Source organism: Myxococcales bacterium (assembly GCA_022563535.1).
Taxonomy (GTDB): Bacteria; Myxococcota_A; UBA9160; order UBA9160; family UBA4427; genus DUBZ01.
The window spans coordinates 54,174-65,667 of the sequence record JADFNE010000005.1 but is presented as its reverse complement, the minus strand read 5'-3'; the positions used below and the strand labels follow the sequence as shown (position 1 = coordinate 65,667).

Here is an 11,494-nt window from a genome sequence, read left to right as displayed (position 1 = left end):
CGCCAGCTAGACCTGGAACAGCGTTTCGTCCGGCAGGCGCAGCGCCGTAAGAGGCCCGCCGTAGACGGCTCCGGTGTCGATTCCCACACTGAACGGGAGGTTCCAGCGGACTTCGAAGTCTTCGGTCGGGGTGTGTCCGTAGACGACGGTCACCGGCATGTTGTGCGGAAGATCGCAAGTCGATCGGTTCCACAACAGGTCCTCGACCTTGACCTTGTGCAGGACGTAAGCGACGTCGCGTTCGCGCAGGAGCGAGCGGTTGATGCCCGCGTGCACGAACAGGTAGTCCCCTTCCCGGTGAAACAACTTGAGGCCGAGCAGGAAATCCTCGTGGTCTTTGGGAAGCTGGTACTTCTTCTTGTCGGTCTCTTCGAAGAAGCCGTAGCTCTCGAGAGTTTGATCGCCGCCATTCATCAAGAAGGCTTCGCCGCCGAAGTAGGCCGCGTCCGTCCAACCGAGGAAGTCGAGAAACATGGACTCGTGATTGCCCAGCAGGAATACGCACGGCCAGTGTTTTTGCACTTCGATCAGCCGATCGATCACACCGCGGGCGTCTCGCCCCCGGTCGACATAGTCGCCGAGAAAGATCAGCCGATCGCCGTCGCGTAAAGGCAACGAATCCAGCAGTTCGTCAAGCTTGTCCAACTCGCCGTGAACATCACCAAAGGCGTAAAGCATGAGGTGTCGATTCCCCCCAACCCTATATCGGCGGTTAGAATCGAAGACTTGACGCGCAACCACCCGGAATTCAACGTCATTGACACCCAGGATGCACAGTGAAATGCCCAGATTGCCGCTTGGAGAAACCCCCGAGCGATTTACTCAGGCGGTTTTTCGATACCCCTGGGAGGATCTACTGGAGACTTTGGGCTGAGGGCTCAATCGCGGTGTTGGCCAGCTGACCGCAGGCCGCGGCGATATCGGCTCCCCGGCTGCGACGCAACGTGACCCGCATCCCGCTGGCGTGGACGCGCGCGGCGAATCGGTCCATGACGTCCTGATCGGGTGCGCGATAGCGCCCTCCCGGGTGGGAGTTCGCCGGGATCAAATTGATCTTGCAGGGGATGCCGCGCAGCAATTCGGGCAGCCGGCGGGCGTCGTCCTGGGAATCGTTCACCCCCGCGAGCAAGGTGTACTCGAAGAAGACAGGCCGCTTGCGCGTTACGTTGGGATCACTGCGCAGCAGGCCGAGCAGAACCGCCAGCGGGAACTTCTTGTTGATCGGGACCAGGATATCGCGCACGGCATCAGTCGTGGCGTGCAGCGATACCGCCAGGTTGATGGGCGCAATTGCAATCAGTTCGGAGATCTTCGGAACCACCCCCGCGGTCGACACGGTGATCCTTCTCGGTGCCAAACCCATCCCGCGCGGGTCGATCATGATGTCGATCGCTTCTTTCACCGCGGGCAGATTCAACAGCGGTTCCCCCATGCCCATAAACACTACGTTGGTGATCTCGCCCTCTATGCGTTCTTCGCCCTCTTCGGCTTGATCATCCAGGACTTCACGGGCACGAAAAATTTGATCGATGATCTCGGCGGTGGTGAGATTGCGGGTGAAGCCCATGTCACCGGTGGCGCAAAAATCGCAGGCCAGCGAACAGCCGATCTGGGTCGAGATGCACAACGTGTTCCGGCGCTCTTCTGGAATGATCACCGCCTCGATGAGCTTTCCGTCCCGGGTCGCAAGCGCCAGTTTTCGCGTACCGTCGACCGACTTTTGCAGCGTCCGCACCTCGATGGCGCGGGTTTCCCAGTGCTCGGCCAGCGACTCCCGCAGTTCGACCGAGAGATCGGTCATCTGCTGGATATCGTCAATGCCGCGCTTGTAGAGCCAGCTCATCACCTGGTTGGCCCGATAGGCGGGAACGCCCTCGGCGACAAACCGCTTGCGCAGGGAGGTCAGCCCGTGGTCTTTGAGATTGGCTGGGTGTTTCACGAAAACTCCGGCTCGAAGTCCTGTTCGTCGAACGAGGCTCGCCCGTAATCGAAGAAATGCATCTGTCTGCCGCCGGCCCGCCAATCCATTTCATAGGAAGTTGCAATGCGCCCCGACACATCGCGCACGAACGCCGCCGGCGTGTGATGGTTGACGAGCTGGGGTTCGGCTGCGAGCACTTGTCCGATTTGTTCGGAATAGCTGGGATCGTCCGTGGCGATATGCAGGACACCGCCGGGTTCGAGCACTTCCGCAGCTCGCCGGATGAACTCGGGCTGGAAAATCCGCCGGTGGGCGTGGGCCGCCTTCGGCCAGGGGTCGGAGAAGTTCACCCAGATCTCGCTGACACTTTTTTCGGGCAGGCAGTCGTGCAGGATGGCTTCGCCGCGACCGGCGACCAGGCGGACGTTTTCGAGTTCGGCCCGAGCCACCTTGCGCGCCATCTTGAGCACGCGCTTCCAGGAGACTTCTACGCCTAGAAACGCCAGCTCGGGATACTTCGCAGCCATCTCCAATAGAAATTCCCCGCGACCGAAGCCAATCTCTACGACAAGGGAATACGGGCTCGCGTATTCGGGTTCGAATAGCGAATGCACACCAAACTCATAGGCGTCGGCGAGACTGCGACGCCTATCAACTCCAGGGATGTCGTATTTGAGGGTACGGGCCATAACTCACTGCCATAACTCACAAAAGGGCGATTCAGAGCAAATCGACCTCATCGTAATTGCCGGACTTGCGCAGCGTTTCTACGACGTGCCGAATGACGAGCATCACTGACCCGTCGATGGTGGCGTTGTCCACGATCGGGATGTCGTAGCGATCCGCCAGTTCGAGAAAATGTTCCTGAATTTTCAGGATGCCCTCGAGGTTCTCAACGTAGCGGGTGGCGTTGCGGTGCAACTGCCGCTTGCCTCGAGCGATAAAATGGTTGCGAAAACTGTCTTCGTCCAGGCGGGCGACGACCAGGTAGATGATGTGGGCGTCGGCGGCATAGGACGCGAGATCGATCAGGCCCGGGACCAGGGACACGCCGTCGAGAATCATGCTCGTATTTTCGTCGATCGCGCGCTCGATCATCCCCCGTACACCGACGGAGACCACCGTGGCCTGGGCCATGAAACCTTGAACGACTTCGTCTTGTTCGCGACCCGCGGCATTGGCGTCTGTGGCGATGGAGAGATGGGCGTCAAACGACGAAGCGTGGATCGCCGGCACCAACTCCGAGGAGAGCATCAAGCGCATCACCTGGCGAATCGAATCGGTCGAGAGCACGCGACGAATGCCGAGACGTCGGGCCGCCTCGAGTGCGAGGGAGGTCTTCCCCACCCCACTGCTGCCCCCAAGCAGAATGATCACGGGCTTTTCGGGTTCCTGGAACTGACGCCAGATCAGAAAACGCGATGCGGCTCGGGGACCGAAGCGGCGGAGCATTTTTTCGTAGGCGGCGCGACGGAGGTCCTGGCGGCTGATCTGGCGGCGCCCCTGGCGCAACAGGTCGAACTCGATCTCCCGCGCCACATCGAAGGCATCGCTCGGGTCTACCGACGCGGCAAGCAGCGACTGAGCCAGCAGTCCTTTGGAAAAGGGATTCGCATCCTCCAGGCCACCCACCACGATCCCACCTGGAATTGGAATCGGGGGCTGATGGTCAGCCAGCGCATCGCTTCCCAAAATCTCGACGACGAGCTTGGCGAGTTCGGCTCTCTGAACGATGCCGCGCTCCTGGGTCCGATCTTTCACCAAGTTTGCAGTGCGGAACGCATCCTCGAAACTGATCCCGCGCGCCATCAGGGAGTGAACCATGATGCCGCGCATGAACGGCCGCCGTGTACCCTCGTCCTCGACCAGGATGCGCTCCTCTCGCGCTCCCCCTGAGGAAATTGACTGCTTTTCAGTGTCGGCCATGGAACTCAGGCTACCGCAGACGCGCCCTGACTTCTCTCTCGCGAATTCGGCGATATTCAACACTTTTATACCCCTGTTTTGCGCTCATATGCGTACAATGTGCAGGCACGGTCGGGAAGCACACGGGAAAGTCCAAGTCAGTGAACAAACCGGCAGGTATTGGAGGAAAACCCCGAGATTGCTGCATTCATTTCTCCCAATCGGTACATTTCGCAGGTTGATTGGGTTGACTTCAGACTGGTTTCGGATTTATCTGGCAGAAATCCTTCGCTTCCGGTGCGAGAACTCGAACTTGGTCGCGAAATCGCCTGCACGGCAGCACGATGCACGGTCGATTGCAGACGCTTGAGTATCGAGCAAGACGCAACTGGCACTTGGTACAGAGGTCGTCTTCACAGCGCGGATCCGTAAGCAGCCGAGTCGGGCGGTAGACGACTGAAGAGGCCAGGCGCGAGTTCGGGAAACAGATTCGGAGAGAGGGAATTCGAGATGGACAACTCCATAGTGCAAAGCGCGGCGGAACCAAGTACCGAATCGAACAGGTCGTTGGGCAACCCGCCCGACCTGTTTCGCACCAAAGAAGTCGTACAGATCTTGGGAATCTCGCGTCGACAATTGCAGTACTGGGCGCAGACCGATCTGGTCATCCCCTCCGTCAAGACACGCGGCGGGCACCACCGATATACATTTCAAGATCTGGTCGCACTGAAGGCGACCAAGCGACTGATCGACGCCGGGGTTTCGGTTCAGCGAATTCGCTCGAGCATCCGCGCCCTGCGCGAGATCCTCCCCAACATCGACCGTCCGCTATCCGATCTGGTGTTGGTGGCGACAGGAGAAGTCGTGCTCGTCTTCCTGGAGAACACCGCCTTCGAAGCCGTCTCCGGACAGGAGTGGATCTTTGAAGTCGCAGACTTCAAGCGTGAAGTGGACCGCTGGAGAAGCGAAACAAAGGTCGCCCCAGCGAAGCGAGCGCGGGCGACGAGACGAATCGCAGATTGGACCCAAACCGCCTAATACACCCTTTTAAAGCAGTTTTAGCACCTTCATCAACTCAACTGAGAAACCAGACAAAAGCTCAGAAACAAAAGCAAGAGCGGGGGAAAAAGACAGAACAATCTGACGGATAGACGGACAGACGACTAGACGCCGAAGCGAATCGTTGACCATGTTGAGCTGGCCAATGTAGCTGACATAACAGTCGTACCTCCCCGAGCAGCTCGGGGAAGGTGAATTTTGAGAGGCCACTGCATACGGTACGAGTCTCTCAAGCGTGGGTTCAGCCGGCGATTATCATGTTCGCCGCACTGGGGGGAAACGCCATGCGAGTCATCGCCATCGTCAATCAAAAAGGTGGATGCGGCAAGACGACCACGACGGTCAATCTCGCCGGTGCACTAGCAGCCGACGGCTCACGCGTCTTGATTGTCGACCTGGATCCACAAGCGCACGCCACTCTGGCACTCGGGATCGATCCCGACGAACTCGATCAAAATCTCTACGAAATCCTCGCCGAACCCGCTGGAGTGCGGCAGCTTGAAGAGATCATCGTCAACGCTTCAGAGCGGCTCGACCTGGCGCCTTCGAGCATCGTGTTGTCCGCATTAGAACAAAAACTCGCGAGCGAGAAACATGACTCGCGCACCGAGCGTCTCGCCGCAGCCATCGAAAATCTTCCACCTCACTACGACTACGTGTTGATCGACTGCCCGCCCAACGTTGGCCTGCTGACCTTCAACGCTCTGCGAGCATCGCGCGAAGTCCTGATCCCACTCGAAATGAGTTTCTTCGCCGTCGACGGTGTCCAGAAGCTGCTCGAAACCGTGGCCCTGCTCTCGGACCGCATCGGACACGATCTGTCCGTTCGCATCCTGCCCACCATGTACGACGGACGCACGCGCTACGCGCGCCAGACCCTGGGCGATGTTCGCGAATTGTTCAAAGATCTGTGTTTTGACAGCGTAATCCGGCTCAACGTGAAATTGCGGGAAGCGGCCCGTAGCGGCCTCCCCATTTCTCTCTACGCCCCCTCGGCCAACGGCGCGCGAGACTATTCGACGCTCGCGATCGAGTTGGTGGCCAGCCCGCCTCCAAAGCTGCGCAACGACATTCCGGCCGAAGAGAAGGCTCCGCCGCCGACCCGCGAGGTCGTGGTGCGCTACCGAGACGCTCAAGCGGGAGAAGTCCGCATCGCGGGCGATTTCAACGGTTGGATTCCAGACAAAGGCGTCCGATCGATGATCGAATCCGAAGGAGAGACTCGGATCTGGACCAAGATCCTCCACTTACCCCCCGGCACTTATCAATATCGCTACGTAGTCGACGGGGAATGGTTCCGCGATCCCAACAACGACAACTGGGTCCCCACGTCTACAGGCCAAGAAAACTCAGTCCTGATAGTCCGCTGAGCTACATGCACTGAGAGAAGTCGAGGAGGCCGGAGAACCCAGTGCCCAGGGATCTTGCCGACGTACTTCACTACTTCATGCCCGAGATCGCTGCCGACGAGGATCAGCGGGCGGGAGTCTCTCGCACGCCCGGGATCACGACCGACGCGTTTGACCGCGAACCCGAAGTCCACGAACTCGGGTCTTCTTCCCTGCCTCTCGCAGCCGTCCCCATTGCAGACCACGAGATCGTCCGCGCGTCCCTGGTCGCCGGCCTGGCCTCAGAAATTGCGGCCCTCGGTGGCGACGCGACCCTCCTGACCCCGGAGACGCCCAACGCAGAAGCTCTCTTTTCGCGATCCATTTGTGAGTCGCCCCGGGTCCGGCTGGAGACCTGCCCTGCCGAAGACCTCGCATCGCTCCACAGCGCAGCCGTCGCTCTCGCGGCCGCTCGCGCCGACGGTTGCGCCGACGGTGGAATCGTGCTCGTGCGAATTCCGCCAGTCTGGCTGCGGGGGGCCGAACAACCCGCGGAACTTCTCGAATGGATGCTGCTGTTCACCTCTCCGCAGCAACACGATATGGCCCGAGCCTATGCCCTCGCCGCGCTGGTTCTCGAGGAGAACCCGAAGGCCGAAGTGGGGATCACCGTACACGGCGCCGTCGGACAGCGAGATGGCGAAGAGACTTTCACAAGACTGGCGCGCAACGTAGAACAGCGACTCGGATTGACATTGACGAGTTATGGCCTGCTCGTCGAAGATCTCGATGTCTACCGCGCGATCGTCGCCCGACGAGCCATCGGCCAAGCCCATCCCAACTCGTTGGCAGCCAAGGGACTGCGCGAAACCGCCAAGCTCGTGTACGAGCGGGCCAAGAAGTCCATGCTCCCTTGATCGTTCCCCCAGCGCCTCGCGTTTGCCCCCGTCTCACGCGTTTCTGCAGGTATCCCGCCAACTTACCGACCTGAAACCACAATCGCGTTTCCTGTCGATCGCGAGAGGAATCTGGCTTCCCCAGCGACTGCCAATTTCTGTTCTCACTGACATTTTTCGACACCTATTCAAATTAAACGCCACTCCCTTAAAGGGGAGAAGTGCAAGCCGACCCTCCTATGCGGCGCCGGTTCGATCTGGGATTCAAAAGGGGAAGAAGTGGCGGCTCCTGACATAGCTGACGATGTTGCTGCGCAGAGCGATGAAACGCTGGTACGCCTGATACTCGACGGAGATCACGAGGCGTTCTCGAGCCTCTATCATCGCTACTTCAAGCGAATCTATCATTTTGTGAACCGGCGCTTGAACAACACCGCCGACGTCGAGGAGACCGTCCAGGACGTCTTCATCAACGTGTTTTCTTCGATCGACAGCTATCGCAGGGAAGCACCGTTTGGGGCCTGGATCTTCGGAGTCACCCGGCGCACGATCGCTTCCCGCTTCAAGAAGAAACGTCACCCTACGGTTTCTCTCGAAGAAGAACATGCCGACGCCGCAGCGGACGAGTTGGGCTCATCGGCGGCCGTTTCCCCGAACGCGATCCAGACGATCGAATTCAAGCAGCGGGTCGACAGCATCCAGCGATTGGTAGACAACCGCCTGACCCGGGAACAGCAGATCTTGTTCGAACTCCACCATCTGCAGGAACGCCCGATCCACGAGATTGCCGAGACGCTCAACAAGAGTGAGAACGCAATCAAATCGAACCTGTATCGCACGCGCAAAATCCTACTAGCCCGCTAGCAGGCCGAGCGGGCTACGCTGGCCGCCTATGCCTTCCGCCCGGTCATCCGCAACATCACCCGCCCAGCCCACTCTGCCAAAGACGGTTCCCATCGCGTTCACGTCAGGCGACCCCGAAGAATCCCTGGGCCTGCTGCTGATTTCTCGCGACTGCCCAGCTGCATTCTCGCGTGCGACTTCGCACCGCTTCGAACTGAACAGCCGCGGCGACCGGGTGACGGGTCGTCTGTTGATCCCCAACGAGCGATCGGAGCCGTGCCCACTGGTCGTGATCCAGGGAGATGCCGGCGCAGGGTGCAATTCGGCGAGTCTCAATTTCGCCGGGAGTTGGGTTCGCGAAGGATTCGCCCTCGCGACCCTCGACCTTCCCCTCCACGGAGAGCGGAGCAACCCCAAGTTCAGCGAAAGACTGCTGAAAGCCATCGAGACGGTGCGGGGCAACTCGGCTTCAGACGTTCCACTCGACGCGAATGGCAAGGCACTACTGCTCGAGTTCACCCAACAGGCAGTTTGCGACCTCTCACGAACCCTCGACGGTCTCGCCGTGCTTCCCGCGATCGATGATCAACGAATCGGGGTCATGGGGTTGGGCCACGGCGCAGCCATCACTGCGATCTTCGCGAGCCTCGACCCTCGAACCAGGGCAGTCGTCCTCGCTCACTGCAGCGCAATGACACTGCCCGAGATCGATCCCATCCAGTTTGTCGGAGGTATTGGACCGCGCTCGGTGCTGCTCCTGGAGTCGCCGCAAGCGTCCTCGAAACAAGCGAGCCGTTTCGACAACGCGCTCTTTGACGCGTGCGCCGAACCCAAGCTCCGCAGCCCCTCGGACCGCGAGAACGGGATGCTCGGAAGTGCGGCCGCCAAAACGGCGCGGACATTTTTCAGCGACCTGCTCACGGCGAACTAAATCTCGCGCGTCAGACGTCGATCGGATGCCGCAGCGCGAGCAACGTGCCGGCGACGACCAGCGACGGAAGCAGCAGCAGGTTGAGCCCGGGAACCAGCGCCGTTCCCATCGCGGTGGAACCAAATCCCAACATGATCGGAAGGTTGTCGCTCAACCAGTTGCGGCGCGCGATGAACGAGATCTGGCGGCGATCGAACAAGTAACCCGCGTAGTCCAGGGGCAAGAAAATCACCGTAAAGAGCAGCAGCGCCGGAGGTGCGATCAGCTGCGCACCGGGAATCAGTACACCCGCCAGGGAAATCACTCCCCACACGGCGGCAAAGAACACCAGGCGCTGAAACTCACTGCGGATCGTCCGACCTGCCCCGGCGGCGACCGCCGCAAAGCCACGATCCCCCGGATCCGAGACCGTTCCCGCGACCATCTCCTCGACCCGCTGAGACAGCACATCGAGAAATGGGGCCGAAGCCAGATTGGCGAGAAGCAGCGAGAGAAGCAGCGAAATGCCACAAAACGCCGCGAAGAGCAGGTACTCGGTGAAGCCGAGCAAGAGCTTCGCCGGCCCCAGCCACAACCATTGGTACCACGCCTCGACTTCGAGCTCTGGCAGCCAACCCGTCAACGCCTCGGCAAGGGTTGAAGCGTTGAAGTAGATCAGGGAACCCGCGGTGATCAGGGCCAGCGCGCAAAACGTGACCGGAACTGCCGCGAGGGTCCAGAGACTCCGCTCGCGAAGCAACATCCCAACGCCTTCGAACAGCAGTCGCACTCCCGCGCCAATTCCGCCGCCGGTCGCGGCGCGGGAGATGCGAGAATCCGAAGCATGGCCATTGGGTTCGCTCGACGTCACAAATACTCGACTCCAGTGGGCGCTTGAATCAAACCCTAGCCCTGTTCGCCAGATCCGGGTCTAGAGCCGGGTGTGACGGATATCCGATTCGAGGATGGCTACGCAGCCGATGGCGGAAAGCTTGTCCAGGATCCGGTGGACGTGTGCCCGTTCGACCAGCACCCGCACCGCGTACCAGTCCTTGTCCACCAGGCTCTGCACTGTTGGCGAGCTGAAACCGGGGGTGACCTGGGTGGCTGCTTCGAGCTTGTCCGCCGGGCAGTTGTACTCCAGCAGGGAATAGCGACGCGCGGCAAGCACCCCGTCGATCCGACGCAGCAGAAGATCGCGCTCCTCCGGTTCCCGGGGATTGCGATTTCCAATCAAGACAGCCTCGGCGCTGAGCACCGGCCAGAGTTCCACGAGGTCGTTCTCGAGCAGGCTGTTGCCGGTCTCGACGATCTCCACAATGGCGTCGACGAGCCCCAGAAGCACCATGACTTCGACCGCACCCTCGATCGCGAGGATGTGAACGTCTTCGGCCCCCTCGCCGCGAAAATAGTCGGCCGCGAGGTTGGGGAAACTCGACCCCACGACCTTGCCACTCAGATCGGACGCTTTGCGAATCTCGCTGTCTTTGTGTGCCGCCACCGAAACGCGACACTGGCCAAAGCCGAGCTTGCAGTGTTCGATCACCTCGACGCGCTTCTCGAGCACCTGATCACTTCCGGTAATCCCGAGATCCACCACGCCCTCCGCCACCAACACCGGGATGTCCTGTACGTTCGAAAATATGATGCGCGTTTCGGTCTCTGTGCAGATCGAGAACAGCCGCCGTCCGGAGAGACGGAAGTGAAGCCCGGCACCCCGCAATATTTCGATTGCACTGTCGCGCAGACGCCCTTTCGACGGCACTGCGATGCGCAGCTGTTCGCCTCCCAGCATCACCCGTTCTCCCTGTTCTTGTCTCGACTGGCTTTTTCTTCGAAGCCGCCGATCCCGAATCGCGATTCGAGAACAGCCAGCACATCGTCGAGGGAAACACCTGCATGGCTCAACAATACGCAGACATGAAACAGCAGATCCGCGGCCTCGTGTGCGGTGTGAGCGGTGTCGTCAGCGGCCGCGGCCTCGATGAGTTCGTCGGCTTCTTCGCGAACCTTCGCCGCGATGGCCTCCACTCCACCATCGAGCAGCGAGACGACGTAGCTGCCCTCTGGACGCAGGCGTTTGCGTTCTTCGATCAGCTCGATCAAGCGCGAAAGAACGTCTTCCCCGGATTCCCCGGACATCGAATTGGCCCTCTCATGGCGGGTTCTCGCCGGGACCTTTTAGCCCTTTTCAGAGCGAATTTCACCTGGGGTGCTAGCAGGGTGTTCGGATCACCGATCGATCAGTCCGAACCGGCGAACCGCTCGGATCCGAGCGCGATGGAGTGCTGGACCTTTTCGCGAACGGTATCGAGGCGTCGCTTGGCCCGAGAAACCCCTTGATCTGCCCTGTCGCCAGTGGCGCGAACCGAGTCCATGACCTGCTCGGGTTCGGGTAGCGCTTTGACCATCTCCCGAACTGCGGCCGCGTCTTTTTTGATCTCTTCGGGTTTATCGAAGTAGTAGCTACCCGCGAAGTAGATCACTGCGATCAACAGCGCACTGCGAACGACCTTGATCATGGAGCCCGGTCTCCCTACCGGAACTTATCGGCAGAGCCTCCATGAGATTGAAGAATCGGGCCCCCGGAAGCGGTGTAACACGCAAGAGAGACGCAGGCGGTGCCATCATT

General features: G+C 60.1%; 13 protein-coding genes. 5 read left to right on the top strand and 8 right to left on the bottom strand.

Annotated features, from left to right (window positions below):
* Positions 1–6: 6 nt before the first annotated feature.
* From IH881_03035 to IH881_03020, 4 genes are all read right to left on the bottom strand, one after another.
* Positions 7–678 carry a serine/threonine protein phosphatase gene (locus IH881_03035; protein ID MCH7866644.1) on the bottom strand — a complete coding sequence of 224 codons (672 nt, stop codon included), beginning with the start codon at positions 676–678 and terminating at the stop codon, positions 7–9.
* 175 nt (positions 679–853) lie between these two features.
* The gene (rlmN, locus tag IH881_03030) at positions 854–1,939 is read right to left on the bottom strand and encodes a 23S rRNA (adenine(2503)-C(2))-methyltransferase RlmN (GenBank protein MCH7866643.1); all 1,086 of its coding nucleotides are present in this window, start codon (positions 1,937–1,939) and stop codon (positions 854–856) included.
* Positions 1,936–2,610, bottom strand: coding sequence for a tRNA (guanosine(46)-N7)-methyltransferase TrmB (trmB, locus tag IH881_03025; GenBank protein ID MCH7866642.1), 675 nt, complete (start codon positions 2,608–2,610; stop codon positions 1,936–1,938). The genes rlmN and trmB overlap by 4 nt, the downstream gene beginning before the upstream one ends.
* Positions 2,611–2,641: 31 nt before the next feature.
* Positions 2,642–3,847: a hypothetical protein gene (locus IH881_03020; protein ID MCH7866641.1), complete on the bottom strand. Its 1,206-nt coding sequence runs from the start codon at positions 3,845–3,847 to the stop codon at positions 2,642–2,644.
* Positions 3,848–4,336: 489 nt separating this feature from the next.
* Here IH881_03020 and IH881_03015 point away from each other — a divergent pair, with 489 nt between their 5' ends.
* The 5 genes from IH881_03015 (at position 4,337) to IH881_02995 (ending at position 8,883) form a co-directional block, all read left to right on the top strand.
* Positions 4,337–4,864 (top strand): MerR family transcriptional regulator, encoded by a 528-nt coding sequence (locus tag IH881_03015; GenBank protein ID MCH7866640.1) that lies wholly within the window; start codon positions 4,337–4,339, stop codon positions 4,862–4,864.
* Positions 4,865–5,142: 278 nt separating this feature from the next.
* Complete coding sequence (locus IH881_03010) at positions 5,143–6,255, top strand: AAA family ATPase (protein ID MCH7866639.1); 1,113 nt, start codon at positions 5,143–5,145, stop codon at positions 6,253–6,255.
* 41 nt (positions 6,256–6,296) lie between these two features.
* A complete protein-coding gene (locus IH881_03005; GenBank protein MCH7866638.1) occupies positions 6,297–7,130 on the top strand; it encodes a hypothetical protein in 834 nt (277 codons plus the stop codon).
* A gap of 258 nt (positions 7,131–7,388) precedes the next feature.
* Positions 7,389–7,973, top strand: a complete 585-nt coding sequence (locus IH881_03000) for an RNA polymerase sigma factor (GenBank protein MCH7866637.1) — start codon at positions 7,389–7,391, stop codon at positions 7,971–7,973.
* A gap of 28 nt (positions 7,974–8,001) precedes the next feature.
* A complete protein-coding gene (locus IH881_02995) occupies positions 8,002–8,883 on the top strand; it encodes an acetylxylan esterase (protein MCH7866636.1) in 882 nt (293 codons plus the stop codon).
* 10 nt (positions 8,884–8,893) lie between these two features.
* Here the strand turns inward: IH881_02995 and IH881_02990 are convergent, their stop codons facing one another.
* The 4 genes from IH881_02990 to IH881_02975 all read right to left on the bottom strand — a co-directional run bounded on the left by IH881_02990 (position 8,894) and on the right by IH881_02975 (position 11,384).
* Complete coding sequence (locus tag IH881_02990; GenBank protein ID MCH7866635.1) at positions 8,894–9,733, bottom strand: EI24 domain-containing protein; 840 nt, start codon at positions 9,731–9,733, stop codon at positions 8,894–8,896.
* Between the two features lie 60 nt (positions 9,734–9,793).
* Positions 9,794–10,657: an ATP phosphoribosyltransferase gene (gene hisG / locus IH881_02985; protein MCH7866634.1), complete on the bottom strand. Its 864-nt coding sequence runs from the start codon at positions 10,655–10,657 to the stop codon at positions 9,794–9,796.
* Positions 10,657–11,004, bottom strand: a complete 348-nt coding sequence (locus tag IH881_02980) for a phosphoribosyl-ATP diphosphatase (GenBank protein MCH7866633.1) — start codon at positions 11,002–11,004, stop codon at positions 10,657–10,659. Before IH881_02980 ends, hisG begins: the two co-directional genes overlap by 1 nt.
* Positions 11,005–11,105: 101 nt before the next feature.
* The gene (locus tag IH881_02975) at positions 11,106–11,384 is read right to left on the bottom strand and encodes a hypothetical protein (GenBank protein MCH7866632.1); all 279 of its coding nucleotides are present in this window, start codon (positions 11,382–11,384) and stop codon (positions 11,106–11,108) included.
* Between the last annotated feature and the right edge of the window lie 110 nt (positions 11,385–11,494).